At 71.6% G+C, this 24,929-nt stretch carries 24 protein-coding genes; 12 read left to right on the top strand and 12 right to left on the bottom strand.

Annotation, left to right across the window (positions count from 1 at the left end; all coding sequences use genetic code 11):
- Positions 1 to 23: 23 nt before the first annotated feature.
- The 5 genes from AAW13_RS01525 (at position 24) to AAW13_RS01505 (ending at position 3,948) form a co-directional block, all read left to right on the top strand.
- The gene (locus AAW13_RS01525) at positions 24 to 290 is read left to right on the top strand and encodes a hypothetical protein (protein WP_046729856.1); all 267 of its coding nucleotides are present in this window, start codon (positions 24 to 26) and stop codon (positions 288 to 290) included.
- Positions 291 to 339: 49 nt separating this feature from the next.
- Entirely contained in the window at positions 340 to 1,089 is a 750-nt protein-coding gene (gene recO, locus AAW13_RS01520; protein ID WP_046729857.1) for a DNA repair protein RecO, read from the top strand.
- 17 nt (positions 1,090 to 1,106) lie between these two features.
- A complete protein-coding gene (locus tag AAW13_RS01515; RefSeq protein ID WP_046729858.1) occupies positions 1,107 to 1,946 on the top strand; it encodes an isoprenyl transferase in 840 nt (279 codons plus the stop codon).
- A gap of 88 nt (positions 1,947 to 2,034) precedes the next feature.
- The gene (locus AAW13_RS01510; RefSeq protein ID WP_046729859.1) at positions 2,035 to 3,387 is read left to right on the top strand and encodes a histidine-type phosphatase; all 1,353 of its coding nucleotides are present in this window, start codon (positions 2,035 to 2,037) and stop codon (positions 3,385 to 3,387) included.
- Positions 3,388 to 3,411: 24 nt separating this feature from the next.
- On the top strand, positions 3,412 to 3,948 hold the full coding sequence (locus tag AAW13_RS01505) for a YcxB family protein (RefSeq protein WP_052768565.1): 537 nt from the start codon (positions 3,412 to 3,414) through the stop codon (positions 3,946 to 3,948).
- Between the two features lies 1 nt (position 3,949).
- Here the strand turns inward: AAW13_RS01505 and AAW13_RS01500 are convergent, their stop codons facing one another.
- The 4 genes from AAW13_RS01500 to AAW13_RS01485 form a co-directional block, all read right to left on the bottom strand.
- On the bottom strand, positions 3,950 to 4,363 hold the full coding sequence (locus tag AAW13_RS01500; RefSeq protein WP_046729860.1) for a Fur family transcriptional regulator: 414 nt from the start codon (positions 4,361 to 4,363) through the stop codon (positions 3,950 to 3,952).
- 61 nt (positions 4,364 to 4,424) lie between these two features.
- Positions 4,425 to 5,327 (bottom strand): metal ABC transporter permease, encoded by a 903-nt coding sequence (locus AAW13_RS01495; RefSeq protein ID WP_046729861.1) that lies wholly within the window; start codon positions 5,325 to 5,327, stop codon positions 4,425 to 4,427.
- Positions 5,327 to 6,091 (bottom strand): metal ABC transporter ATP-binding protein, encoded by a 765-nt coding sequence (locus AAW13_RS01490; RefSeq protein WP_046729862.1) that lies wholly within the window; start codon positions 6,089 to 6,091, stop codon positions 5,327 to 5,329. The genes AAW13_RS01495 and AAW13_RS01490 overlap by 1 nt, the downstream gene beginning before the upstream one ends.
- A gap of 14 nt (positions 6,092 to 6,105) precedes the next feature.
- Positions 6,106 to 7,062, bottom strand: a complete 957-nt coding sequence (locus tag AAW13_RS01485) for a metal ABC transporter substrate-binding protein (protein ID WP_046729863.1) — start codon at positions 7,060 to 7,062, stop codon at positions 6,106 to 6,108.
- Positions 7,063 to 7,226: 164 nt separating this feature from the next.
- On the opposite strand from AAW13_RS01485, the gene AAW13_RS01480 reads away from it, so the two are divergent.
- Entirely contained in the window at positions 7,227 to 8,609 is a 1,383-nt protein-coding gene (locus tag AAW13_RS01480) for a glycine--tRNA ligase (protein ID WP_046729864.1), read from the top strand.
- Between the two features lie 111 nt (positions 8,610 to 8,720).
- On the opposite strand, the gene AAW13_RS01475 is transcribed toward AAW13_RS01480, so the two are convergent.
- The gene (locus tag AAW13_RS01475) at positions 8,721 to 9,848 is read right to left on the bottom strand and encodes an endonuclease/exonuclease/phosphatase family protein (RefSeq protein WP_052768566.1); all 1,128 of its coding nucleotides are present in this window, start codon (positions 9,846 to 9,848) and stop codon (positions 8,721 to 8,723) included.
- 169 nt (positions 9,849 to 10,017) lie between these two features.
- Positions 10,018 to 11,064, bottom strand: a complete 1,047-nt coding sequence (locus AAW13_RS01470; protein ID WP_046729865.1) for a chitinase — start codon at positions 11,062 to 11,064, stop codon at positions 10,018 to 10,020.
- A 186-nt stretch (positions 11,065 to 11,250) separates the two neighbouring features.
- Here AAW13_RS01470 and AAW13_RS01465 point away from each other — a divergent pair, with 186 nt between their 5' ends.
- Positions 11,251 to 12,273 carry an aldo/keto reductase gene (locus AAW13_RS01465; RefSeq protein ID WP_046729866.1) on the top strand — a complete coding sequence of 341 codons (1,023 nt, stop codon included), beginning with the start codon at positions 11,251 to 11,253 and terminating at the stop codon, positions 12,271 to 12,273.
- Between the two features lie 47 nt (positions 12,274 to 12,320).
- Positions 12,321 to 12,911, top strand: a complete 591-nt coding sequence (locus AAW13_RS01460; protein WP_046729867.1) for a TetR/AcrR family transcriptional regulator — start codon at positions 12,321 to 12,323, stop codon at positions 12,909 to 12,911.
- On the opposite strand, the gene AAW13_RS01455 is transcribed toward AAW13_RS01460, so the two are convergent.
- The 3 genes from AAW13_RS01455 to AAW13_RS01445 form a co-directional block, all read right to left on the bottom strand.
- Entirely contained in the window at positions 12,904 to 13,308 is a 405-nt protein-coding gene (locus AAW13_RS01455) for a hypothetical protein (RefSeq protein ID WP_046729868.1), read from the bottom strand. The two genes, AAW13_RS01460 and AAW13_RS01455, sit on opposite strands and share 8 nt — an antisense overlap.
- Positions 13,309 to 13,494: 186 nt before the next feature.
- The gene (locus tag AAW13_RS01450) at positions 13,495 to 14,643 is read right to left on the bottom strand and encodes a serine hydrolase domain-containing protein (protein WP_046729869.1); all 1,149 of its coding nucleotides are present in this window, start codon (positions 14,641 to 14,643) and stop codon (positions 13,495 to 13,497) included.
- Positions 14,644 to 14,698: 55 nt separating this feature from the next.
- Positions 14,699 to 14,917 carry a hypothetical protein gene (locus AAW13_RS01445; RefSeq protein ID WP_046729870.1) on the bottom strand — a complete coding sequence of 73 codons (219 nt, stop codon included), beginning with the start codon at positions 14,915 to 14,917 and terminating at the stop codon, positions 14,699 to 14,701.
- Between the two features lie 348 nt (positions 14,918 to 15,265).
- Here AAW13_RS01445 and AAW13_RS01440 point away from each other — a divergent pair, with 348 nt between their 5' ends.
- Positions 15,266 to 17,533 carry a SpoIIE family protein phosphatase gene (locus AAW13_RS01440; protein ID WP_240528496.1) on the top strand — a complete coding sequence of 756 codons (2,268 nt, stop codon included), beginning with the start codon at positions 15,266 to 15,268 and terminating at the stop codon, positions 17,531 to 17,533.
- A gap of 77 nt (positions 17,534 to 17,610) precedes the next feature.
- Here AAW13_RS01440 and AAW13_RS01435 read toward each other — a convergent pair whose 3' ends face one another.
- Positions 17,611 to 19,038 (bottom strand): MFS transporter, encoded by a 1,428-nt coding sequence (locus AAW13_RS01435; protein ID WP_046729871.1) that lies wholly within the window; start codon positions 19,036 to 19,038, stop codon positions 17,611 to 17,613.
- 176 nt (positions 19,039 to 19,214) lie between these two features.
- On the opposite strand from AAW13_RS01435, the gene AAW13_RS01430 reads away from it, so the two are divergent.
- Entirely contained in the window at positions 19,215 to 20,153 is a 939-nt protein-coding gene (locus AAW13_RS01430; protein ID WP_079178671.1) for a helix-turn-helix transcriptional regulator, read from the top strand.
- 83 nt (positions 20,154 to 20,236) lie between these two features.
- Positions 20,237 to 20,575 carry an SCO4225 family membrane protein gene (locus tag AAW13_RS01425; protein ID WP_046729872.1) on the top strand — a complete coding sequence of 113 codons (339 nt, stop codon included), beginning with the start codon at positions 20,237 to 20,239 and terminating at the stop codon, positions 20,573 to 20,575.
- A 15-nt stretch (positions 20,576 to 20,590) separates the two neighbouring features.
- Here AAW13_RS01425 and AAW13_RS01420 read toward each other — a convergent pair whose 3' ends face one another.
- Positions 20,591 to 22,042, bottom strand: a complete 1,452-nt coding sequence (locus tag AAW13_RS01420; RefSeq protein ID WP_046729873.1) for an MFS transporter — start codon at positions 22,040 to 22,042, stop codon at positions 20,591 to 20,593.
- Between the two features lie 131 nt (positions 22,043 to 22,173).
- Between AAW13_RS01420 and dusB the strand changes: the two genes are divergently transcribed.
- On the top strand, positions 22,174 to 23,316 hold the full coding sequence (gene dusB / locus AAW13_RS01415; protein WP_046729874.1) for a tRNA dihydrouridine synthase DusB: 1,143 nt from the start codon (positions 22,174 to 22,176) through the stop codon (positions 23,314 to 23,316).
- On the opposite strand, the gene AAW13_RS01410 is transcribed toward dusB, so the two are convergent.
- Positions 23,313 to 24,881, bottom strand: a complete 1,569-nt coding sequence (locus tag AAW13_RS01410) for a sulfatase-like hydrolase/transferase (protein ID WP_420855421.1) — start codon at positions 24,879 to 24,881, stop codon at positions 23,313 to 23,315. The two genes, dusB and AAW13_RS01410, sit on opposite strands and share 4 nt — an antisense overlap.
- Positions 24,882 to 24,929: the final 48 nt, after the last annotated feature.

The following is a 24,929-nucleotide window of genomic DNA, read 5'->3' as shown; positions in this document are numbered from 1 at the left end:
AGGCACGCAGCGCCACCTCAGTGATGCGAAGCGTGAAATCGGCAGGGGCGGGGGAGCCCAGTGAGGTGAACGCGAAGAACCTCCCCATCGGCTCCTGCGCCGTCGACACCCGTACCGGACGGCTGGGCATCGTCATGGGGCACGAGGGCCCCTACGTGCAGTTGCGGCCGTACGGGGGAGGCCGTGAGTGGGACGCCCACCCGGATGCCGTACGCGTCGCCACCCAGGCGGAACGGCTCAGCGCGGCCACCGCCCACGCCAACGCGCGCAGCCGCGGCGAGGTCCCTTGAAGGTTCCGGCCGGGCCCGGCACACCGCGGCGGCAGGGCAGAATGGGCCCATGAGCCTGTTCCGCGACGACGGCATCGTGCTGCGCACCCAGAAGCTGGGTGAGGCGGACCGGATCATCACGCTGCTCACCCGTGGTCACGGCCGGGTGCGGGCCGTGGCCCGGGGGGTGCGGCGGACCAAGTCGAAGTTCGGGGCCAGGCTGGAGCCGTTCTCCCACGTCGACGTGCAGTTCTTCGCCCGGGGGAGCGAACTGGTCGGCCGCGGGCTGCCGCTGTGCACGCAGAGCGAGACCATCGCGCCGTACGGCGGCGGGATCGTCGCCGACTACGCGCGGTACACCGCCGGGACGGCCATGCTGGAGACCGCCGAGCGGTTCACCGACCACGAGGGCGAGCCGGCCGTGCAGCAGTACCTGCTGCTGGTGGGGGCGCTCAGGACCCTCGCCCGCGGCGAGCACGCCCCCCACCTGGTCCTCGACGCCTTCCTGCTGCGCTCCCTGGCCGTCAACGGCTACGCGCCCAGCTTCGCGGCCTGCGCCCGGTGCGGGATGCCCGGCCCGAACCGGTTCTTCTCGGTCGCCTCCGGCGGCAGCGTCTGCGTGGACTGCCGGGTGGCCGGCAGCGTCGTACCCTCACCGCAGACCCTGGTACTCCTCGGGGCGCTGCTTACGGGAGACTGGGAGACGGCGGACGCGGCCGAGCCGCGTCACGTCCGGGAGGGCAGCGGCCTCGTGTCCGCGTATCTGCACTGGCATCTGGAGCGGGGGCTGCGCTCGCTCAGGTATGTAGAGAAGAGCTAGAGGGAGACGAGAAGCACATGGTCGTACGCGGGATCCTGGGACGCCGGCGCCGCGAGTACAACGCGCCGGAGCCGCACCCCTCCGGCGCCCGCCCGCCGAAGCTCCCGGGCGAGCTGGTCCCGAGCCATGTGGCCATCGTCATGGACGGCAACGGCCGCTGGGCGAAGGAGCGCGGGCTGCCCCGCACCGAGGGCCACAAGGTCGGCGCCGAGCAGGTGCTGGACGTGCTCCAGGGCGCGATCGAGATCGGCGTCCGCAACATCTCGCTGTACGCCTTCTCCACCGAGAACTGGAAGCGCTCGCCCGACGAGGTCCGCTTCCTGATGAACTTCAACCGCGACTTCATCCGCAAGTCCCGCGACCAGCTCGACGGACTCGGCGTCCGGGTGCGCTGGGCGGGCCGGATGCCCCGGCTGTGGAAGTCGGTCGCCAAGGAGCTCCAGGTCGCCCAGGAGCAGACCAAGGACAACGACCAGCTCACCCTGTACTTCTGCATGAACTACGGCGGCCGCGCCGAGATCACCGACGCGGTGCAGGCGATCGCCGAGGAGGTGAGGGCGGGCCGCCTCGACCCGTCGAAGATCACCGAGAAGACCCTCCAGAAGCACATGTACTACGGGGACATGCCGGACGTGGACATGTTCCTGCGGCCCAGCGGCGAACAGCGCACCTCCAACTACCTGATCTGGCAGAGCGCCTACGCCGAGATGGTCTTCCAGGACGTCCTGTGGCCCGACTTCGACCGCCGCGACCTGTGGCGGGCGTGCCTCGAGTTCGCCTCCCGCGACCGGCGGTTCGGCGGGGCGATCCCCAACGAGGAGCTGCTGGCCGTGGAGGGCAACCAGGAGAGCAACTGACGGCCACCCGCCGTTCATGAGGGCCGTCCAGGATGCGGGAGTTCATGCCTGGCCACCCCCCGGTCTCCCGCGTCTGAAACGGTCCCTCATGAAGCGCGTCACGCCCGCCCTCGCCCTCGGCGCCCTGTTCCTCACCGCGCTGCCCGCGCACGCCACGGACGGCGGGCTCGCCCACCGCGACAGCTACGGCACCAAGGCCGTGTACGCGCCGGGCCAGAACCCGCGCGGCTACCGGCAGCCGCCCGCCGGTTACACCGCCGTCTTCACCGAGAACGTCTCCCGGCACGGTTCGCGTTCCGCCACCGACGGCGAGGACGGCGACATGATCCTCGCGCTCTGGAACCAGGCCCGCGCCGACGGCCAGCTCACCGCGCGCGGCCGGACGTTCGGCCCGGACGTGCGGGCCCTCGAAGCGGCCATGAGCGCGGTCGGCTACGGCAACCTCAGCGGCCGCGGCAAGGACGAGCTCCGCGCCACCGCCGTCCGCCTGGAGAAGCGCCTGCCGGGCCTGTTCTCCGCCATCGCCGCGAACGGCGAGAAGATCGACGTCGTCAGCTCCGGCCAGGGCCGGGCCGTCGACAGCGGTACGGTCTTCGCCACCGCCCTCACCGACGCCGACCCCGCGCTGAAGCCCGCGTTCGGCCCCGCCCGCGTCGACAAGAACCTGCTCTACTTCCACAAGTCGTCCGGCGGCGCCGACTACCAGAAGTGGCTGGCGGGCGACGAACGTCTCGCCACCACCGTGAAGTCGGTGACCGACCAGCCGGCCTCGCACCGGGCGGCGGCCCGTGTCCTCGGCAGGATCTTCAAGCCGGCGTTCGTCCAGCGCGTCGTGGACGGCGAGTTCGCCGCCACCGCCGACGACCTCACCGCCGCCACCGCCGTCTACAACCTCTACGCCATCGCGCCCGCGATGAGCGAGGAGAGCCCGGACGGAAAGGGCTGGGACTTCGGCCGCTACATCGCCCCGCGCGACGCGGCCTGGTTCGGCTACCTGAGCGACGCCGAGGACTTCTACGAGAAGGGCCCGAGCTTCTCGGACAGCGACATCACCTACAAGATGGCCCAGCCCCTCCTCGACGACCTCTTCGAGCAGGTCGAGGCCAAGCGGGACGGCACCAGCACGCTGGGCGCGGAACTCCGCTTCACCCACGCCGAGGAGATCATCCCGCTGGCCGCGCTGATGCGGCTGCCGGGCAGCGGGCGGGCCGCCGCCCCCGGCAGCACCTACACCTACAGGAACAACCCGTGGCGCGGCGCCGAGGTCGCCTCCCTCGCCTCCAACATCCAGTGGGACGTCTTCCGCAAGGGCGACGACTACCTGGTGCGGATGCTCTACAACGAGAAGGAGACCGCGTTCAAGCAGGGCTGCGAGCCCATCGCGAAGAACAGCACGTTCTACGACCTCGACGAGCTGGAGAAGTGCTTCGACCGCGGCTGATCCGGGCCGGTACGATCCCGCCTCATGGTCATGGACATGGGGCGGGACGCCGGGCAGGGCGCGGTGGAGCTGGCCTACCGGCACGTCGTGGGGGACTTCCAGGGGGCGCTGCGGGAACGCGAGCGGCTGCGGCGGCGCAGATGGGTACGGCGCTGGGCCGTCGGTCTCATCGCGTTCGCCTTCGTGCTGAACGCCTCGCTCTCGGTGGCGGGGCGCGAGAAACCCGACTGGTTCCTGCTGATTCTCATGCCCCTGGCCGTGGCCCTGATGCTGTGCACGCCCCGGCTCCAGGCCCGCGCCTTCCTCAAGCTCGCCGCCCGCAACGGCGCGTTCCGCGCGACCGTGTCGGACGCCGGGCTGACGGTGGCCAACGACAACAGCACGACGTCGGTCAACTGGTCGGCGCAGCCCCGCTACCGGGAGACCGGGGACGCCTTCATCACGTACAGCGACGACAAGAACGTCTCCTGCTTCACGGTGCTGCCCAAGCGGGGCCTCACGGACCCCGCCGACACCGACCGGCTGCGCGCGATCCTCGACCGGCACCTCGCGCGCGCGTAGCTCAGCAGCCCTCCGCGCACTCCGCGCAGGTGCCGAAGATCTCCACGGTGTGGGCCACGTTCACGTACCCGTGCTCGGCGGCGATGGCCTCGGCCCACTTCTCGACGGCGGGCCCCTCCACCTCCACCGCCTTGCCGCAGACCCGGCAGACGAGATGGTGGTGGTGGTCGCCCGTGGAGCAGCGGCGGTACACGGACTCGCCCTCGGACGTGCGCAGTACGTCCACCTCACCGGCGTCGGCGAGGGACTGGAGCGTGCGGTACACCGTGGTGAGGCCGACCGAGTCGCCCTTGTGCTTGAGCATGTCGTGCAGTTCCTGCGCGCTGCGGAACTCCTCGACCTCGTCCAGGGCCGCCGCCACGGCTGCCCGCTGACGGGTCGAGCGGCCCTTCACGGGCGGTCCAGCGGTCGTCACCGGTTGCCTCCTCACCTCTTCGCCTCTGCCGGGCCATTGTGCCAGCCCGGGGTGCGGGCGTTCAGACGCCGACCTCGTCGGCGCTCCCCCGGCCGGCCGGAATCGCGCACTCCGCCGGGTCTCCGGCGGGCGTCCGCGCCGCGGCCGCACGGGCGCGCCGCCGGGCCAGCGGCGCGGCCAGCACGCTCAGCGCGAAGAACGCGGCGATGGTCAGCAGCACGATCGTCGCGCCCGGCGGCACGTACTGGTAGTACGACGTGATCGTGCCCCCGATCGACACCGTCACGCCGATCGCCACGGCGATCGCGAAGGTGGCCGCGAAGCTGCGGCTCAACTGCTGGGCGGCGGCCACCGGGACGACCATCAGCGCGGACACCAGCAGCAGCCCCACCACGCGCATCGCGACGGTCACCGTCACCGCCGCGGTGACCGCCGTGAGCAGGTTCAGGGCCCGCACCGGCAGGCCCGTGACCCGCGCGAACTCCTCGTCCTGGCTGACCGCGAACAGCTGCCTGCGCAGACCGAGGGTGACCACGAGGACGAACGCCGCCAGCACGCAGATCGCGGTCACGTCCGACTCGGACACCGTGGACAGCGAGCCGAAGAGGTACGACATCAGGTTGGCGTTGGAGCCGCCCGGCGCCAGGTTGATCAGCATCACCCCGCCGGCCATCCCGCCGTAGAAGAGCATCGCGAGGGCGATGTCGCCGCGGGTGCGGCCGTACCAGCGGATCAGTTCCATCAGGATCGCGCCGAGCACGGAGACGGCCGTGGCCATCCACACGGGGGACGTGGAGAGCAGGAAGCCGAGGCCCACGCCGGTCATCGCGACATGGCCGATGCCGTCGCCCATCAGGGCCTGGCGGCGCTGGACCAGGTAGATGCCGACGGCGGGGGCGGTGATGCCGACCAGGACGGCGGCGAGCAGGGCCCGCTGCATGAAGGCGTAGTTCAGGAAGTCCATCAGCTCAGCAGTCCCGTGCGCAGTGGCGTGTGCTCGTCGTGGGGGTGGACGTGGTCGTGGCCGGGCAGGGCATGCTGGCCGACGGCGCGCGGCGGCGGGCCGTCGTGCAGGACACACCCGTCGCGGAGCACGACCGCGCGGTCGATCAGGGGTTCCAGCGGGCCCAGTTCGTGCAGGACGAGCAGGACCGTGGTGCCCTGTTCGACCTGCTCGCGCAGGGTCCGGGCGAGGATCTCCTGGCTGGCCAGGTCGACGCCCGCCATCGGCTCGTCCATGATCAGCAGTTCGGGGCGGGCGACCAGGGCGCGGGCGATCAGCACCCGCTGGTGCTGGCCGCCGGAGAGCGCCTCGACGTTGTCCTTGGCCCGGTCCGCCATCCCGACCAGGCCGAGCGCGTCCCGTACGGCCTCGTGGTCGGCCCTGCGGAAGAGGCCGAAGCGGGTGCGGGAGAGCCGGCCGGCCGACACCACCTCGGTGACGGTGGCGGGGACGCCGCCCGCCGCGGTGGTGCGCTGCGGGACGTAGCCCACCCGCGACCAGTCCCGGAAGGCGCGGCGGGGCGTGCCGAACAGTTCGATCTCGCCGCCGCTCACCGGCACCTGGCCGATGACGGTACGGATCGCGGTCGACTTGCCGGAGCCGTTCGCGCCGAGCAGCGCGACCACCTCACCGCGCCGCACGGTCAGGTCGATGCCCCGCAGCACGGGGCGTGCGCCCAGCTCGGCGGTGACCCCGCGCAGGGATATGACGGGCTCGCCGGTCATCTCGTCGTCTCCTGTCACTTGGCGCCCAGCGCCTGCTGGAGTGCCTTGAGGTTGGCTTCCTGGACGGCGAAGTAGTCCTTGCCGCGGGACTTGCCGGTGATGCCCTCGATCGGGTCGAGGACGTCCGTCCTCAGGCCGGCGTCGGAGGCGATGGTCTTCGCGGTCTTGTCGCTGACGAGCGTCTCGTAGAACACGGTGGTGACGCCGTCGGCCCTGGCCATGGTCTCCAGGTCCCTGACCCGGGCGGCGCTCGGCTCGGACTCGGGGTCGAGGCCGTTGACGGCCTCCTCGGTGAGGCCGTAGCGCTCGGCGAGGTAGCCGAAGGCGGCGTGGGTGGTGATGAAGACCTTGGACTTCGGGTGCGCGAGGCCCTTCTCGAACCGGGTGTTCAGCGCGTCCAGCTGCTTGACCAGGGCCGCGGTGTTCTTCCGGTAGTCGGCCGCGTGGTCCGGGTCGGCCTTCTCGAAGGCCTTGCCGACGCCCTCGGCGACCTGGGCGTAGCGCACCGGGTCCAGCCAGATGTGCGGGTCCTCGCCGGCCAGCTCCTCGTTCTTCGAGGAGTCGTGCGAGGCCGCGTGCCCGCCGACCTCGTTGCCGTGCTTCTCCAGGGTGGTCAGGGAGGCGGCGTCGATCTTGGTCTTGACGGACGACTGGGCGACCGCGTTGTCGACCGAGGGCTGGAGGTTCCTGAGGTAGAGGACCGCGTCGGACTTCTCGATCCCGACGATCTGCTTGGGGCTGATCTCCAGGTCGTGCGGTTCCTGGCCGGGCGAGGTGAGGCTGGTGACGTGGACGTGGCTGCCGCCGATCCGGTCGGCGAGGAAGGCCATCGGGTAGAACGACGCGACGACGTCGAACTTGCCGGTCTGGGCCGCCGTGGCGGCGCCGCCGCAGGCCGTGAGGGTGGCTATGCCGAGTGCGGTGACGGTGGTCGCGGCGGCCGCGGGTATCAGGCCTCGTCGTACGTTCATGAGAGTCATTTTCAACAAACATGGAAACCGTTGTCAACAAGCCCCCGGTGGGAGGCCGGTAAAGGGGATCCGATTTGGTCGAGGGGGAGCCCCCGCCGGTACGCTGAAGCATTCGCTCTGAAGCGTCTCGCTTCGTCGCCCGTCGTCGTAATGAAGAGAGCACCGTGGCCGCCGACAAGATCGACACCATCGTCAGCCTGAGCAAGCGCCGAGGCTTCGTATTCCCGTGCAGTGAGATCTACGGCGGCCAGCGCGCCGCCTGGGACTACGGGCCGCTGGGTGTCGAGCTCAAGGAGAACCTGAAGCGCCAGTGGTGGCGCTACATGGTGACGTCCCGCGAGGACGTGGTCGGCATTGACTCGTCCGTCATCCTGGCCCCCGAGGTCTGGGTGGCCTCCGGTCACGTCGCCACCTTCACGGACCCGCTGACCGAGTGCACCGCGTGCCACAAGCGGTTCCGCGCGGACCACCTGGAGGAGGCCTACGAGGCCAAGCACGGCCGCCTGCCGGAGAACGGCCTGGCGGACGTGAACTGCCCGAACTGTGGCAACAAGGGTCAGTTCACCGAGCCCAAGCAGTTCTCGGGCCTGCTCTCCACCCACCTCGGCCCGACCCAGGACAGCGGCTCCGTCGCCTACCTGCGTCCGGAGACCGCGCAGGGCATCTTCACCAACTTCGCCCAGGTGCAGACCACCTCGCGCCGCAAGCCGCCGTTCGGCATCGCGCAGATGGGCAAGTCCTTCCGCAACGAGATCACGCCCGGCAACTTCATCTTCCGCACCCGCGAGTTCGAGCAGATGGAGATGGAGTTCTTCGTCAAGCCGGGCGAGGACGAGAAGTGGCAGGAGTACTGGATGGAGCAGCGCTGGAACTGGTACACCGGCCTGGGCCTGCGCGAGGAGAACATGCGGTGGTACGAGCACCCGAAGGAGAAGCTCTCCCACTACTCCAAGCGCACCGCTGACATCGAGTACCGCTTCCAGTTCGGCGGCAACGAGTGGGGCGAGCTGGAGGGTGTCGCCAACCGCACCGACTACGACCTCGGCGCCCACTCCAAGGCCTCCGGCCAGGACCTCTCCTACTTCGACCAGGAGGCCGGGGAGCGCTGGACGCCGTACGTCATCGAGCCGGCGGCCGGTGTCGGCCGGGCGATGCTCGCCTTCCTGCTCGACGCCTACGTCGAGGACGAGGCGCCGAACGCCAAGGGCAAGCTGGAGAAGCGCACGGTGCTCCGCCTGGACCACCGCCTGGCCCCGGTGAAGGTCGCGGTGCTCCCGCTGTCCCGCAACCCGGAGCTCTCGCCCAAGGCCAAGGGTCTCGCGCAGGCGCTGCGGCAGAACTGGAACATCGAGTTCGACGACGCGGGCGCCATCGGCCGCCGCTACCGCCGCCAGGACGAGATCGGCACGCCGTACTGCGTCACCGTCGACTTCGACACGCTCGAGGACAACGCCGTGACGGTGCGGGAGCGCGACACGATGAAGCAGGAGCGCGTCTCGCTGGACCAGATCGAGGGCTACCTCGCCGGGCGTCTCGTCGGGTGCTAGGCGTCTGAGCGGGCCGGCGTCCGCCCGGCCCGTGCCGTGAGCCGGCCGCGGGCAGTCGCCGGCCGGCCGCGCGGTTCCCCGCGCCCCAACGGGGCTCGGGGAACTCGGCGTTCACAGGTCCAGGTCCACGTACAGTGCCGCGTGGTCGGACGCCTCGGTGAGTTTCGACGTCACCGTGTCGAAGGACTTGATGCCGTCCGCGAAGATGCCCCGGGTCTCCAGGCCGACGTGCTGCACCTCGTGCCACAGCGGCGGCGGGAGCAGCAGGTAGTCGATCTTGTCCTGGAGCCGGGTGCACGGCTCGTGAGTGCCGGGCTCCCCGTGGTAGGAGGGGTGGCTCATCACGTCGCGCAGACCGGTGGCCAGCAGCTGCGCGACCGCGTCGCTCTCCGGGTCGTCGTTGAGGTCCCCGGCGACCAGGACGTGCGGGGTGCGCTCCGCCGCTGCCTCGTAGATCTCCGCGACCCGCGTCGCCTGGGCCAGCCGCAGCTCCGGGTCGTCCCGGAACTTGCTCTTGAGGTGGTTCCCGAGGATCACCAGCGGTGTTCCGTCGAGCTGGATCTCGAACTCGGGGCAGTCCCTGCTGAACAGGCGGTCGGCGGGGTGTGCCGGGTCGGTGTCGAAGAGGTGGGACCTGACCGACGTGATCGGGTGACGGCTGAGGATCCCGACGTCGATGCCCCGGGGGTCGTTGCCGTCGATCAGCAGGTTGTACGGGTACGGCCGTCTGCCCAACGCCTTCGCCAGGATGTCCGTGTTGAAGCGCTCCAGGGTGAGCCGGTCCTCGACCTCCACGGTCAGCAGGATGTCCGCGTCGACCTCGGAGACCACCCGGCCGGTGTTCCGCACCGTCGTCATGTCGAGGTCGTCCTGCCCGAGTTCGGCCCATCCGGTCCAGGAGCCCCGGCCGGTGGCCGTGATCTCGACGTGCGGGCTCTTCGGCGGCCCGGAGGTCTCGAACAGGCTGGTGTGCTTCCCCGGGCGGGACTGGTTGATGACGATCGGCGGCGGCCCCTTCGGGTCCTTCGGGTCGGCGACGACGTCGTACGCCCGGTACGTCGTGATGATCCGAACCATCTCCGCCTTGTCGGCGTCCGCGTACGCCGGCTTGTCGAGGAGGGCGACCAACGTGGCGAAGTCGGCGAGGACTTGTTCCCGGTCGGCCGGGTTCTCCAGGCGGAAGGCCGTGGGCCGGCGGAAGAGGTTCTCCATGTTGAACGTGGCGATCCGGATGGTCATGGCAGGCCTCCTCGGCGGCGCGGGAGCACCGCACGGAACGGCCGGTGGCAGGCGCCGCCGGTGACTGCGCGCCGGCAGTTCCATTCTCGGAGCCGGGGCGGGGTCTGTCGAACGGAGGGTCGGCTCGGCTTCCGCCGCCCCGCCCGGGCCACCCCGGCACCGAGCGGACTCAACGGCCCTGCAACGCCTTCACGTTGTCGCCGAACGTCCAGTTCTTCGAGCCGTCCCAGTTGACCGACCAGGTCATCAGGCCCTTGAGCGAGGTGCCGTAGTGCCTCCAGGCCTGGGAGACCAGGGACGGTGCCATGTACCCGCCGCCCGCGCCCGACTGCGCGGGCAGCCCCGGGACCTGCTTGTCGTACGGCACCTTGATCGTCGTACCCTGCACGACCAGGCCCTTGTTGAGGCAGTCGGTCTGCGCGGTGAAGCCGGCCACCGTGCCCGCCGCGTACGAGTCGCCGGCGCAGCCGTACATGCTGCCGTTGTAGTACTGCATGTTGAGCCACCACAGGCGGCCGTTGTCGGCGTACTTCTTGACGATCGGCAGGTAGGCGCCCCAGATCGACCCGTACGTGATGCTGCCGCCGGTGACATAGGCCGTCTCCGGGGCCATCGTCAGGCCGAAGCCGGCCGGCATCCGGGCCAGGACGCCGTCGATGATGCGGACCAGGTTGGACTGCGAGGTGGAGAGCTGGGTGACGGACCCGCTGCCCACCAGGCCGGTCTCGATGTCGATGTCGATGCCGTCGAAGTTGTACTTCTTCAGGATCGGGACGATCGTCGAGACGAACCTGTCGGCCACGGTGGCGGAGCTGAGGTCGATGCCCGCCGCCGCGCCGCCGATCGACAGCAGGATCGTCTGCCCGGCCGCCTTCGCCGCGCACATCTCCGCGGGCGTGGCCACCTTCACGCCCGCGTCCATGCCGTCCTCCCAGAGGGCGGTGCCGTCCGAACGGATCACGGGGAAGGCCGCGTCGATCACGTTGTAGCCGTGGGCGGCGATCCGGGAGTCGGTGATCGGGGTCCAGCCGAACGGCGGGTGGACGCCGTTGGCGGAGCCGTCCCAGTTCTCCCAGTAACCCTGTAGCACCTTGCCCGCGGGGCGGGACTTGAGGGCGCAGGTGTCGGCGGCGGAGGCGGGGGCGGCGGCGGGCAGCTGGGTCAGACAGGCGGTGGCGAGCGCTGCGGCGAGCAGGCTCAGGGCGCGGCGGAGCATGCGGTTCCTCCCGGTGGGGTCGGGGCGGGTCGCTGACATGTCGTATGCATGACAGTGCTCGTGGTCCAGACCTCCCGTCAATAGGTCTGGACCATTCGGCGGGATCCTGGCCGTCCCGCCGGGACGGGTGTGATGTTTGGAATGACAGATATTGAAATCTGTCAGCTGTCATGCCAAGGTGGTGCCATGACGATGCACACCCACCCCCTCGGATCCGCCGGCCTCCGGGTCTCCGCCCTCGGCCTCGGCTGCATGGGCATGTCCGCGCTGTACGGCGAGGCCGACCGCGCCGAGTCGATCGCCACCGTCCACGCGGCCCTCGAAGCCGGCGTGACCCTGCTCGACACCGGCGACTTCTACGCCATGGGCCACAACGAGATGCTGATCGGCGAGGCTCTGCGCAGCGCCCCCGCCGCCCACCGCGAACAGGCCCTGCTCAGCGTGAAGTTCGGCGCGCTGCGTGGTCCGGAGGGCAGCTGGCTCGGCTACGACGGCCGGCCGGCCGCGGTGAAGAACTTCGCCGCCTACTCCCTCCAGCGCCTCGGCGTCGACCACATCGACGTCTACCGGATCGCCCGCGTCGACCCCGACGTGCCGATCGAGGAGACGGTCGGTGCCATCAAGGAACTGGTCGACGCCGGGTACGTCCGGCACATCGGGCTCAGCGAGGCCGGCGCCGAGAACATCCGGCGGGCCGCCGCCACCGCGCCGATCTCCGACCTCCAGGTCGAGTACGCGATCATCACCCGGGACATCGAGCGGGAGATCCTGCCGACCACCCGCGAACTGGGCATCGGCATCACGGCGTACGGCGTGCTGTCCCGGGGGCTGATCTCCGGCCACTTCACCCGCGACCGGCAGTTCGGCGCCGGCGACTTCCGGGCCCACTCGCCCCGCTTCCAGGGCGACAACCTCCAGCACAACCTCGACCTGGTCGAGGCGCTGCGCAGGATCGCCGACGAGAAGGGCGTGACGGTCGCGCAGATCGCCATCGCCTGGGTGCTCTCCCGCGGCGCGCAGCACGGCCACGACATCGTGCCGCTCGTCGGCGCCCGCACCCGCGAGCGGCTCTCCGAGTCGCTGGGCGCCCTGGACGTCACCCTGGACGCGGCCGACCTGGCGGCGATCGAGGAGGCCGTCCCGGCGGACGCGGCGGCCGGCACCCGCTACCCGGCCGCGCAGATGGCGACCCTGGGCACCGAGCAGTGATCACGGCTCCGGGCAGCGCGAACCACCGTCCGGGTACCGTCTAGGTCATGGCAGCCACGTCCCCGCCCCCGACCCTCACCGCCGAACGCATCCTCGAGGCGACCGAGGAGGTGCTGCGCCGGCACGGCCCGGCCAAGGCCACCGTGGTCGACGTGGCCCGCGCCCTCGGTGTCAGCCACGGCACCGTCTACCGGCACTTCCGTACCAAGGCGGCGCTGCGTGAAGCGGTGACCAAGCGGTGGTTGGACCGCACCTCTGCCGCGCTGTCCGGCATCGTGGCCGAGGACCGGGCCGCCGAGGACCGGCTGCGGGCCTGGCTCGCGGCACTGTTCGAGGCGAAGCGGCGCAAGGCGGGCGACGACCCCGAACTGTTCGCCACCTACATGGTGCTGGTCGACGAGAACGGACCGGCGGTCGCCGGCCACATCGCCGACCTGACCGGCCAGCTGACCCGGATCATCGCGGACGGGACCGCGTCGGGCACCTTCACGGTCTCCGACCCGGCCGCCGCGGCCCGCGTCGTCTTCCAGGCCACCGGCCGCTTCCACGACCCGGGCTACGCCCGCGAGTGGGAGCGGCCGGAGGCCGACGGGGACTTCGCGTCCCTGGTGGACCTGCTGGTCCGCGGCCTCAGGTGACGTTGACCGTGACGGTCGGCGAGTAGACCTTCTTGCCGACCGCGGCGACCCGCAGGTGCTGGGTCCCCTTCGCCTTGAACGACGTGGTCAGCGAGTAGGAACTGCCGTTCTTGATCTTTGTGTTCACCTTGAGCGGGATCCACTTGCCGCTCTTCTCGTGCTGGAGCACCAGCGGCCAGCCCACCTTCAGACCGGACGTACGGCCCGTGAAGGTCACGGATTCACCGGTGGTGACCGAGGACTTGGTGGCCTTGATCGAGATCGAGGCCATCGGGGACGGGGAGGGGCTCGCCTTGGTCTCCGCGGCGAAGGCTCCGGCGCTGCCGGCCGACAGCAGGGCCAGCGAGAGGGCGCCGGCGGCGAGGGCCCGGGACATCTGACGCTGAGTGGTGCGCATGGAGTGCTCCTGTCGGGTGACGGGGGGTCCCCTCCAGGCTTGGCCGGGCCGCCCGCGGTGGCGACCCGGGCAGTTTCGGAAGCGGTGAGCAGGAGACTGCGGTCCGGTAAGTCCCGCAGGTGGCAGCGGCTGCCCTGACCTCCTGATTCTTACCTTCCATGTCACCCGAATGCCGTAACGGCCGTCCTATGAGGTGACCGTCCAGAAGTCCCGCATCACCTGGAGCGGCGTCGGGCCCGTCATGGCCGCCTGGGTCAGCAGGACCGTGACCGTGCCGGTGGCCGGGACGACGTGCGCGGTGGTGCCGGTGCCGCCGACCCAGCCGTAGCGGCCGGGCACCGACCACGGGTCGGCCGGGGTGACGTCGACCTGGCCGCCGTACCCCCAGCCCTGCCCCTCCAGGAACAGGCCGGCGGCGTCGCGCTGGGCCGCCGTCAGGTGGTTGGTGGTCATCCGGCTCACCGAGGTCGCGGAGAGCAGCCGGCGGCCGTCCGCGGTGGCGCCCGCGTTCAGCAGCAGCCGGCCGAAGGCCAGCCAGTCGTCGGCCGTGGAGACCAGGCCGCCGCCGCCCGAAGGGAACCGCGGCAGGCCGCTGAAGTCGCCGTCCGGGGTGTCGGCCAGCCGCAGGCCGCCGTCCTCGGCGCGGTGATAGAACGAGGTGAAGCGGTCCCGTTTCGACGCCGGCACCTCGAACGCGGTGTCCCGCATGCCCAGCGGCTCGAAGAGCCGTTCCGCGAGGAAGTCCGGCAGCGTACCGCCCGACACTCGCGCGACCAGGATGCCCTGGAGCGCGGACGCGGTGCCGTACAGCCAGGCCTCGCCCGGCTGGTGCAGCATCGGCACCTCGGCGAGCAGGCCCAGCCAGCTGTCCGGGTCCGGCCACTCCCGGAAGGGGAGGTCGTGCCGCTGCACCGCGAGCAGGGCCTGCGCGGCGGGCAGCGAGAAGTCACCGGGCAGACCCCAGCCCGCGCGAAAGCTCAGCAGGTCCTCGACGGTGACCGGGCGGGCCGCCGGCACCACGTCCTCGACGGGCCCGGCGGGCGTGCGCACCACCATCGGCTTCGCCAGCTCGGGAAGCCACCGCTCCACCGGGTCGTCCAGCCCGACCAGGCCGTCGTCCACCAGCATCAGCACCGCCGCGGCGGTGATCGGCTTGGTGACCGACGCGAGCCGGAAGATCGAGTCCCGGGTCATCGGCGCGGAGCCCTCCACGTCCGTGGTGCCGACGGCCACGGCCTCGACGTCGTCGCCGCGGGCGACGAGCCCGACGGCTCCGGGAACGGTGCCGTCGTCGACGTACCGGCGCAGGGTGGCGTGCAGCGGGGTCGGGGTCATCTGTGGTCCCTCCGGTGGGTGCGGTCGTGGGTACGACTGCCGCCCCGCCGGAAACTCATCGGGAGGGTTCGGCCCCCGCCGGGTCCACGGTGGCCTGGTGGGCCTCCGCCAGGTGCTCCTCGGCCTTCAGCCAGGGCAGGAACTGCGCGCCCTTGCGCCAGCCGCAGGTGTCGCATTCGATCGTGCGCTGCACACCCGTGCGCCGCACCCGGACCACGTGCTCCCGGCCGTGCTGGTCCCAGCGTCTGACCTTGCTCTCGTCGTTCTGCGACATGACGCCTCCGGAGTCTGTGCCCGATCTGCTGTTCGGCACGTGTCGACGGGAGGAGTGTGCAGCAAGACCAACATCAACAGGAACGTCTTCACGGGGTTTTGCCGAGCACGCCCCCGGTGTTCACGCGAACTCGACGGGTGTTCCGCCCAGTTCACACGGCGCTGCCCCGCAGGCCGGAGCGCCGGGACCGGGCACACGGTGGGTGTCGCCGGCGTCACGCTCCGGTCGCCACCCCAACCGCCGGATCATGAGCCGGACTTGGTCTACCGACGGAAACCCTGGACACGGCATTGACCCTGGCTCAAGATGAAAGCGACCTTGTGAAGCGGCCACCGGCACGGAGAGGCGATGCTGCCGGATCCTCAACGTTTCCTGGCCGTTGCCGGCCGCCGGATCGCGCGCGCCGAGGGCGCTGCCCAGGTCGTCCGCGAGCTGTGCCGGTCGGTCGTCCCCGAACTGGCGGACGGCGCGTTCGTCTACCTGGAGGACGGCCGGCCGGACCGCTCCGAACCACTGCGCCTGCGGCTGGACGCGGCACCGGCCGAACTCGGCGGCGCCATGGGCGGGATGCCCCCGGACACCGCGTCGGTGACGCCCGACGGCGTGCTGGCCCGGATGCTGCGGTGCGGCAGAACACGCGGCGCCGGCCCGGCAGGACCCGACACCGACGAGGCGCTGCGCGAGCTGCTGGGGAAGGCACCCCGGCTCCCCCGGGGCAACCGGGTCCTGCTCGCCCCGCTGCGCGCACCCGACGCCGTCGTGGGCGTGGCGGTGTTCCTGCGGCGCCCGGACCGGGAGGACTTCGTGGACGACGACATCGCTTTGGCGGACGCCCTCTCGGCGCAGGCCGCGCTCGGGGTGCGCGAGGCCACCGCGATCCCGCAGGTGAGGCCCGCCACCGCGCTGAAGGCCCCGGACGAGGACCGCCTCCGCTACGTCGGCGCCGCCACCCGGCGGATCGCCCGCGGCTTCGACACCGACGAGATCGTGCTCGGCCTGTGCCGGGCCGCCGTGCCCACGTACTCCGACGCGGCCCTCGTCTATCTGCGCGACCCCCTCCCGGTCGGCGACGAACGCCCCACCGGCCCCGCCGTGCTGCGACTGCGCCGCACCGACCGGATGAAGGGCCCCGGCGCCGAGGGCCTGGTCTGGCCGGCCGAGACCGTGGACGACGAGCAGGACGACCTGGACGCCTCCGACTGGAGCGAGGTGGTACCCGGCGGTGCCCTCGCCGAGGTGCTGCGCGGGGTCCGCCCGGTGTTCGCCGACAACTCGCCGACCCGCGCCGCGCTCAGCGAACTCGTCGGTGAGGACAGCGCGTTGAACGGCTGGGCCGGCACGCACGCGATCCTCGCCCCGCTGCGCGGCCGCCGCCGGGTGACCGGCGCGGTGGTCTTCCTGCGCCGCCCGGAACGCCCGGCGTTCGAGCCCGCCGACCTGCTGGTCGCCGCCCAGCTGGCCACCCACACCGCGCTCGGCGTCGACAAGGCCGTGCTGTACAGCCGGGAGGCCTTCATCGCCGACCGGCTGCAACGCGCGATGCTCCCGCACAGTCTGCCCCGCCCCACCGGTGTCCGGCTCGCGGTCCGCTACCTGCCCGCCGCCGAGACCGCACGCGTCGGCGGCGACTGGTACGACGCGATCCCGCTGCCCGGCAGCCGGGTGGCGCTGGTCGTCGGCGACGTCATGGGGCACTCCATGACCTCGGCCGCCGTCATGGGCCAGCTGCGCACCACCGCGCTCACCCTGGCCGGCCTCGACCTGCCCCCGCAGGAGGTCCTGCACCACCTCGACGAACAGGCCCAGCGCCTCGGCACCGACCGCATGGCGACCTGCCTGTACGTCGTCTACGACCCGGTCTCGCACCGCATCACGGTCGCCAACGCCGGTCACCCGCCGCCCATCCTGCTGCACCCCGGCGGCAAGACCGAGGTCCTCGCGGTGCCGCCGGGCGCCCCGATCGGCGTCGGCGGCATCGACTTCGAGGCGGTGGAGCTGGAGGCGCCCGCCGGGGCCACCCTGCTCCTCTACACCGACGGACTGGTGGAGTCCCGGCTGCGCGACGTGTGGACCGGGATCGAGCAGCTACGCGAAAAACTGGCCGCCACCGCCCAGTTGACCGGCCCCGACCGGCCGCCGCCGCTTGAGGCGCTGTGCGACGAGGTGCTCGACATGCTCGGCCCGGGCGACCGGGACGACGACATCGCGCTGCTCGCGGCCCGCTTCGACGGCATCGCGCCCAGCGACGTGGCGTACTGGACCCTGGACCCCGACAACGCCGCCCCCGGCCGGGCCCGCCGGCTCACCCGGCAGGCGCTCGCCGCCTGGGACCTGGACGACCTCACCGACACCGCCGAACTGCTGGTCAGCGAGATCGTCACCAACGCCGTACGGCACGCCTCCCGCCCGATCGGTCTGCGGCTGCTGCGCACCGACGTGCTGCGCTGCGAGGTCGGCGACGACGTCCCGCAGCTGCCGCGGCTGCGCCGGGCCTCGCCCGACGAGGAGCACGGCCGCGGCCTGTACCTGGTGAACCGCCTGGCCAGGCGCTGGGGCACCACCCGGCTGGGCACCGGCAAGAACGTCTGGTTCGAGCTGGGCGGCCCAGCGAGCTGACGGCGGCCGGGCGGATTCCGTGGGCCGGGGGCGGCCGGGCGGATTCCGTGGGCCGGGGGCGGCCGGGTGGCGCAGGGTCAGGCCACCGGCCGGGGGAGCCGCAGGCTGAGCAGTCCCGTCAGCACCACCAGGCCCAGCTGTACCAGCAGGGTGATGACCAGGGCGTCCCGCACGCCCTGCCGCGGGACCAGGGAGAGGAACAGGGTGCCCAGGGTGGCCACGCCGAGGGCGAGGGCGGACTGCTGGGTGGTGACCATCACCCCGCTGCCCACCCCGGCCCGCGCCGGCGGCACCTCGGACATCACCAGCCGCAGCACGTTGGGGAGTTGCAGGGCCTGACCGGCACCGGCGACCGTCACCCCCGGCAGCAGTCCGGCGAAGTCCAGGTGCGGCCAGTCCCGCCAGGCGGCCAGCGTGATGAGGGCGACGCCGATCCCCTGGAGCGCCGACCCGGCGGTCACCACCCGGCTGCCGAACCGGGCGATCAGACGCGGCCCGGCGAGCGAGACGAACAGGAAGGCGACGGCCATCGGCGCGAGCGCCAGCCCCGCCGCCACCGGTCCCAGCCGCTCCCCGCTCTGCAAGGCCACGGCGATCACGAACATGAACCCGCTGAACCCGATCGAGAACGGCAGCATCAGCACCAGGCCCCGGCGCAGCGAGGCGAGTTCGAACAGGCTCGGCGGCACCAGCGGGGTGCGGCCCGCGCGGTCGGCGCGGCGCTCCACGGCGTAGAAGGCGGCGGCCGCGCCCGGGAACGCGGCCAGCGACAGCCAGGTCCACAGTGGCCAGCCCGCCGCCCGGCCCTCGGTGAGCGGGGCGAGGAGGGTGAGCAGGGCGACCGCGAGCAGCACGGTCCCGGGTCCGTCGACGGGCTCGGGCCGCTGCGACCGGGTCTCCGGCACGAACCGCGTCCCGAGTACCAGTCCGGCGATCACGACCGGCACGTTGACGAGGAACACGGAACGCCAGCCGGTGCCCCAGAGGTCGGCGGCGACCAGCACCCCGCCGAGTATCTGCCCGGCCACCATGGACAGGCCGGCGGTGGCGCCGTACAGGCTCATGGCCCTGGCGCGGCGGCCGCCGGTGGTGGCGGCCTGGATGGTGGCGAGGACCTGCGGGAGCATCGCGGCGGCCGCGGCGCCCTGGGCGACCCGGGCGGCCACCAGCGACCAGGCGCCGGGTGCGAGTCCGCAGGCCAGCGAGGTCAGCCCGAACGCGGCCATGCCGGCGAGGAAGAGCCGGCGGCGCCCGAACAGGTCGCCGAGCCGGCCGCCGAGCACCAGCAGCACGGCGTAGGCGACGCCGTACCCGGCGACCACCAGTTCCAGGACGGCCTCGCCCGCGTGCAGGTCGGTTCCGATGGTGGGCAGGGCGACGTTGACGATGAAGAAGTCGACGAGCGGCAGGGCCGCGGCCAGCAGCACGGTGAACAGGCCGGGCCCGCCGAGCGCCGGGGGCGCGGCCGGGGACCGCAGGGTCTGAGCGGTGACGGTGTCGGTCATGGCACCGAGCCTGCGGTGCCGCTCAGCCTGGTACCAGAGTCTTCTTGTCCTGGTACAAGAAGTACCTGGCAACAGGATCCGCGGGGCGGCAGTCTGGAGGCATGACGACCACGACCGGCGCGACGACGACGAGCGGGACGGCGGCCACGACCGGGACGCCAGCCACGACCGGGGCGATGGCCACGACCGGCGCGACGACCTCGACCGGGGCGGCTGCCGCGAGCGGGGCGGCTGCCAGGGCCGGGGCGGCGCCACGGTCCGCGGCCGGGGGCGCGGCCGTCCGCCGCCATGAACTGGCCGCGTTCCTGCGCAACCGCCGCGAGCGGATCGCCCCGGAACAGGTGGGCCTGCCGCGGGGCACCCGCCGCCGCACCCCCGGCCTGCGCCGGGAGGAGGTGGCCCAGCTCTCCGCGGTCGGCGTCACCTGGTACACCTGGCTGGAACAGGCTCGGGACATCCAGGTCTCCGTCCAGGTCCTGGACGCCCTGGCCCGCACCCTGCGGCTCGACGCGAGCGAGCGCGCCCACCTCTTCCAGCTGGCCGCCGCCGTGGATCCGACCCCGGCCTCGCGCTGCCCGACCATCACCCCGGCCCTGAGCGAGATGCTGCGCGCCCTGGAGCCCATCCCGGCCTGCATCCAGAACAGCCGCTACGACATCCTCGACCACAACCGCACCTACGCCCGGCTGATGGGCGACCTGGACGCGGTCCCGCCCGAGGACCGCAACTCCATGATCCTCGCCTACACCCACCCGGAGTGGCGGCGGTCGATCGTCCACCTGGAGGAGACCCGGCGCTTCATGGCCGCCAAACTCCGCGCGGCCATGGCCGGCCACCTCGGCGAGCCGGCCTGGAAGATGCTGGTCAAGCGACTGACGACGGAGTCCCCCGAGTTCCGCGACATCTGGGAGCGGTACGAGGTGATGGCCGTGCCCGACACCAAGACCAAGCAGTTCCTCAACCCGTACGTCGGGCTGCTCACCATGGACCACACGGACCTGTGGCTGAACCCGGAGTCCGGGGCCCGGATGGTCACCTACGTGCCGGTGGACGAGGAGTCACGGGAACGGCTGGCGCGGCTGGACGAGCTGACGGCGGCCGTCGGACAGGGTTGAGTACGGGTACTCAGGACAGCGCACGGCCGTTCGAACCACCATGCAGGGAGGGGACGGAACACCGCGACCACAGGGGGCGACCGATGGGACCTGGCCTTGTCCGCACGCTGCTACGGCTGACGCTCGGCAACCGGGTGTCGGTGGCCTACCTGGCCCTGGTCGCCTTCGTCATCGCCAAGGCCATGGCCGACCCCGTCGCCTCGGGGGACCCGGCCTCCGCGTGGCCCTGGCCGCCGCTGGTCACCTTCCCCGCTTTCCTGCTCGTCGGGGCGCTGGGCCGGACCGCGTGGGACCCGGCGGAGATGCCGAACTGGTTCTTCGTCGCCACGGTCGTCGTGTCCGCCCTGCTCCAGGCTCTCGCCCTGGGCGCCCTCCACCGGGCGGTCAGGACCCGCCACCAGCGCATGACCAGTTCCTGCTGACGCCTCCGGCCGGGGTCAGACCCGGTCCCCGGCGCCCACCGGCTGCCGGATCTCCGCCGACTCCAGGCGCCGAGCGGTCCGCTCGGCCGTGCCGCGGGCCCAGCTGCCGTTGGTCAGGGCGCCCAGGACCAGGACCACGAGGCCGCAGGCGGCGAGGACCCACCAGCCGGGCCGCGCGGCGGTCACGAAGCTCGCGCGGTACGACGACGCGCTGATCCCCGAGGCCAGCACCGCGCCGATGACCGCCACACCCAGGGTCTGGCCCAGCTGCCGGCTGGTCGAGGCGACCGCCGCCGCCACCCCCGCCTGGGACCTCGGCATTCCCGAGACCGCGGTGTTGGTGATGGGGGCGTTCACGAAGCCGAAGCCGATGCCGAACAGGATGTAACCGGGGATCAGGGTGGCGTTCGAGGTCTCCGCCTCGAACGCGGCGAACAGCACCGCGCTCGCCGTCATCGCCACCCCGGCGACCACCAGCGGCAGGCGAGGGCCGCGGCTGCCGACCAGACGGCCCGACAGCGGTGCGCACAGGAACATCGGGACCGCCATCGGCAGCATCCACAGGCCCGCGTGCAGGGCGTCGAGGCCGCGCACGTTCTGGAGGTACAGCGTGGACAGGAACAGGAAGCCGCCGAGCGAGGCGAACGCGCTGATCGCGATCACCGTGGCCCCGCTGAACGGCGCCGAGCGGAAGAAGCGCAGGTCGATGAGGGGCTGGTCGCGCCTCGGTTCGTACCAGAGCAGTCCGAGCAGGGCGGCCAGGGCCACCACGGCGAAGGGGACCACCGTGGCCGCGCCCGCCGTCGGCGCCTCGATGATCGAGTACGTCAGCGCACCGAACAGGGCGATGACGAGCACCTGGCCGACCGGGTCGGGGCGCCGGGCCTTCGGCGCCCGGGACTCCGGCACGAAGCGCAACGTCAGCAGTAGCGCCGCCAGACCCACCGGAAGGTTGACCCAGAAGATCGCGCGCCAGCCGACCGACTCCACCAGCAGGCCGCCGACCAGCGGACCCGCGGCCATGGATATGCCGACCACCGCACCCCACACTCCGATCGCGCGGGCCCGCTCACGCGGGTCGGTGAAGGTGTTGGTGATGATCGACATGGCGACGGGGTTGAGCATCGAGCCGCCCACCGCCTGGACCATGCGGAACGCGATCAGCGACTCCAGGTTCGGCGCGAGCGAGCAGAGCAGCGAGCCGATCGAGAAGACCACCAGGCCGGTCATGAAGACCTTCTTGCGCCCGACCCGGTCGCCGGTGGAGCCCGCGAGCATCAGCAGCGAGGCCAGGACCAGGGTGTACGCGTCGATGGTCCATTGCAGTCCCGCCGTGGAGGCGTGCAGCTCACGCTGCATGGACGGCAGGCCGACATTCAGGGCGGTGGTGTCGAGACTCACGATCAGCAGGCTCATGCAGCAGATCGCGAGCACGAGCATGCGGCGGCGGGGGCTCAGCTCGGGCATGGGCCCCATCGTACGCCCGTTTCGATAGTGCGTCTAACTAATGAGTGATACATGATCATGCCGGAGCACGCCGGCGGGCGGTTGTCCACAGGGCCGGCCGAGCACCGCGCGCCGTACGCGACAATGGGGGAATGCCCGAGCCCACGTCGCCGCTCCAGATCGGCCCCCACACTGTTCAGCCGCCGGTCGTCCTGGCCCCCATGGCCGGGATCACCAACGCGCCCTTCCGCACCCTGTGCAGGGAGTTCAGCGGTGGCAAGGGGCTGTTCGTCAGCGAGATGATCACGACCCGGGCGCTGGTCGAGCGCAACGAGAAGACCATGCAGCTGATCCACTTCGACGCGACCGAGAAGCCGCGCTCGATCCAGCTGTACGGCGTCGACCCGGCCACCGTCGGCAAGGCCGTCCGCATGATCGCGGAGGAGGGCCTCGCCGACCACATCGACCTGAACTTCGGCTGCCCGGTCCCGAAGGTGACGCGCAAGGGCGGCGGCTCGGCCCTGCCCTACAAGCGCAACCTGCTGCGCGCGATCCTGCGCGAGGCCGTCTCCGGCGCCGGGGACCTCCCGGTCACCATGAAGATGCGCAAGGGCATCGACGACGACCACATCACCTACCTCGACGCCGGCCGGATCGCCGTCGAGGAGGGCGTCACCTCGATCGCCCTGCACGGCCGCACCGCCGCCCAGCACTACGGCGGCACCGCCGACTGGGAGGCCATCGCCCGCCTCAAGGAGCACGTCCCCGAGATCCCGGTGCTCGGCAACGGCGACATCTGGTCGGCCGAGGACGCGCTCCGGATGGTCCGCGAGACGGGCTGCGACGGGGTCGTGGTCGGCCGCGGCTGCCTGGGCCGCCCGTGGCTCTTCGCCGACCTGGTCGCCGCCTTCGAGGGCCGCGAGCAGGAGATCCTGAGGCCCGCCCTCCGCGAGGTCGCCGACATCATGGTCCGGCACGCCACCCTGCTCGGCGAGTGGCTCGGCGACGAGGCCAAGGGCGTCGTCGACTTCCGCAAGCACGTCGCCTGGTACCTGAAGGGCTTCGCGGTCGGCAGCGAGATGCGGGGGCGCCTCGCCATCACGTCGTCCCTGGCGGAACTCCGCGCGGGCCTCGACGAACTGGACCTCGACCAGCCCTGGCCCACGGGCGCCGACGGCCCCCGCGGCCGTACGTCCGGCAACAACCGCGTGGTGCTGCCGGACGGCTGGCTGAAGGACCCCTACGACTGCGCGGGCATCACCGAGGACGCCGAACTGGACACTTCCGGGGGCTAGTTGCTCTTGGGATGCGGTGTGGATCCGTACGCCGTCAGGAACTTGTCGCGGAACGAGCTCATCTTCCACACCGGGGCGTCGTGCGCCGGGCGCAGGCCGTCGGTCCAGTTCCAGGAGTCGATGGCGTCAAGCACCTTCGGGTCCTTGGCAACGATCGAGATCGGCACGTCACGGCTGGCGTGGTTGCCGCTGACCCGGGCGATCGGCTGGTGGTCGCCGAGGAAGACCAGGACCGTGTCGTCGTTGCCGTAGCGCTGTAGCCACTGGGTGAGCGCGGTCACCGAGTACTGCACCGACTTGCCGTACTCCTGGCGGGACCTGGTGGTGTCGGCGATGACGTCGGACGCCTTGTTGCCGGCCTTCTGGATGGCGTCGAAGACCGAGCCGTCGCCCAGCTGGTCCCACGGGACCATCTTCGGGATCGGCGCCCACGGCTGGTGGCTGGAGGTCAGGATCAGCAGCGACATCCGGGACTTGCCGTCGGCCGGCTTCTTGCTGTGCACCCGGTTCTGGAACTGCTGGAGCGCGTACTGGTCGGGCATCGTCGACCAGCTGAACTTCGGCCCCTTGTAGCCGAGCTGGAAGGCGTTGTAGACCTTGTCGAGGCCGTAGAAGCTCTGCTCCGGCCAGCCCTTCTGGATGCCCGGCATCACACCGACGGTGTCGAAGTCACCGGTCTTCCGGAACGCCTTCGTCAGGCTCAGGTGGTCGCTGGCCATCACGGTCCGGTACCGCTGCTGGTTGCTGACCCACAGCCCCGACATGGTCGTGGAGTGGCCGAGCCAGCTGCTGCCGCCGTACGTCGCCGACGTCAGCCAGCCGCTCTTCGCCGCGTAACCGGCCTTCTTCAGCATCGCGGTCTGGGCGTCCAGCGTCCTGTCCACACCGGGTGCCTCGATCGGGTCCTCGATGGCACTGCGGCCGTAGCTCTCGATGAACGTGAAGACCACGTCCTTGCCGCGCAGCGCCGGCACCAGCTGGTCGCCCGGGGTGTTCCCGAACGCGTCGACCTTGGCGACCTTGCGGAACTCCGCCTCGTCCTTCAGCGTCTGCTGTACGGTCCGCACCTGCGACTTCAGCACCGCGGTCGCCTTCTGCGCGGCGAGCGGCGAGCCGGCGACCGACAGCCCCAGCGCGTTGCAGGTGATCCACACCGTGCCGACGATCAGGGTGGCCCGGGTGGCCTTCGTCCGGACCCGGGTGAGCTGGTTGGAGACCCGGACGGTGGCCAGCGCGACGGCCGCGATCAACAGGAAGATCAGCAGCCCCGCCCCGACGGTGAGCGCCAGCTCGACGGTGCCGCCGAGGGTGTCCTTCAGGTAGCCGCGGGCGTCGGGCAGCAGCGACCAGTCCAGGATGATGTTGAAGGGGCGCCCCAGGTAGTCGACGAACCCCATGTTGAAGAAGTCCACGACGGTCAGCGCGCCGACCACCGCCCCGGCGACCGCCGACAGCACCAGCCGGGGCCGCCGGGGCAGGGCCAGCAGCACGACCGCGCCCATGACCGCCTCGGCCGGTATCCGCACGAACGTGACCGCCTTCAGCCCGCTGAGCGTGTTCGGCATCAGCAGGCAGACGTAGACGACGAGCGCGCTGACCACGGTGAGGGACAC

Source organism: Streptomyces humi (assembly GCF_001005085.2).
Lineage (GTDB): Bacteria > Actinomycetota > Actinomycetes > Streptomycetales > Streptomycetaceae > Streptomyces > Streptomyces humi.
The sequence above is the reverse complement of the archived record's forward strand: the minus strand, read 5'-3'. Positions and strand labels throughout refer to the sequence as shown.

Coding starts and splice junctions, on each gene's coding strand:
- AAW13_RS01525 (WP_046729856.1), top strand. CDS start 24: ATGCGAAGCGTGAAATCGGCAGGGGCGGGGGAGCCCAGTGAGGTGAAC.
- recO (WP_046729857.1), top strand. CDS start 340: ATGAGCCTGTTCCGCGACGACGGCATCGTGCTGCGCACCCAGAAGCTG.
- AAW13_RS01515 (WP_046729858.1), top strand. CDS start 1,107: ATGGTCGTACGCGGGATCCTGGGACGCCGGCGCCGCGAGTACAACGCG.
- AAW13_RS01510 (WP_046729859.1), top strand. CDS start 2,035: ATGAAGCGCGTCACGCCCGCCCTCGCCCTCGGCGCCCTGTTCCTCACC.
- AAW13_RS01505 (WP_052768565.1), top strand. CDS start 3,412: ATGGTCATGGACATGGGGCGGGACGCCGGGCAGGGCGCGGTGGAGCTG.
- AAW13_RS01495 (WP_046729861.1), bottom strand. CDS start 5,327: ATGGACTTCCTGAACTACGCCTTCATGCAGCGGGCCCTGCTCGCCGCC.
- AAW13_RS01490 (WP_046729862.1), bottom strand. CDS start 6,091: ATGACCGGCGAGCCCGTCATATCCCTGCGCGGGGTCACCGCCGAGCTG.
- AAW13_RS01485 (WP_046729863.1), bottom strand. CDS start 7,062: ATGAACGTACGACGAGGCCTGATACCCGCGGCCGCCGCGACCACCGTC.
- AAW13_RS01475 (WP_052768566.1), bottom strand. CDS start 9,848: ATGACCATCCGGATCGCCACGTTCAACATGGAGAACCTCTTCCGCCGG.
- AAW13_RS01470 (WP_046729865.1), bottom strand. CDS start 11,064: ATGCTCCGCCGCGCCCTGAGCCTGCTCGCCGCAGCGCTCGCCACCGCC.
- AAW13_RS01465 (WP_046729866.1), top strand. CDS start 11,251: ATGACGATGCACACCCACCCCCTCGGATCCGCCGGCCTCCGGGTCTCC.
- AAW13_RS01460 (WP_046729867.1), top strand. CDS start 12,321: ATGGCAGCCACGTCCCCGCCCCCGACCCTCACCGCCGAACGCATCCTC.
- AAW13_RS01455 (WP_046729868.1), bottom strand. CDS start 13,308: ATGCGCACCACTCAGCGTCAGATGTCCCGGGCCCTCGCCGCCGGCGCC.
- AAW13_RS01450 (WP_046729869.1), bottom strand. CDS start 14,643: ATGACCCCGACCCCGCTGCACGCCACCCTGCGCCGGTACGTCGACGAC.
- AAW13_RS01445 (WP_046729870.1), bottom strand. CDS start 14,917: ATGTCGCAGAACGACGAGAGCAAGGTCAGACGCTGGGACCAGCACGGC.
- AAW13_RS01440 (WP_240528496.1), top strand. CDS start 15,266: ATGCTGCCGGATCCTCAACGTTTCCTGGCCGTTGCCGGCCGCCGGATC.
- AAW13_RS01435 (WP_046729871.1), bottom strand. CDS start 19,038: ATGACCGACACCGTCACCGCTCAGACCCTGCGGTCCCCGGCCGCGCCC.
- AAW13_RS01430 (WP_079178671.1), top strand. CDS start 19,215: ATGGCCACGACCGGCGCGACGACCTCGACCGGGGCGGCTGCCGCGAGC.
- AAW13_RS01425 (WP_046729872.1), top strand. CDS start 20,237: ATGGGACCTGGCCTTGTCCGCACGCTGCTACGGCTGACGCTCGGCAAC.
- AAW13_RS01420 (WP_046729873.1), bottom strand. CDS start 22,042: ATGCCCGAGCTGAGCCCCCGCCGCCGCATGCTCGTGCTCGCGATCTGC.
- dusB (WP_046729874.1), top strand. CDS start 22,174: ATGCCCGAGCCCACGTCGCCGCTCCAGATCGGCCCCCACACTGTTCAG.
- AAW13_RS01410 (WP_420855421.1), bottom strand. CDS start 24,881: ATGCCGAACACGCTCAGCGGGCTGAAGGCGGTCACGTTCGTGCGGATA.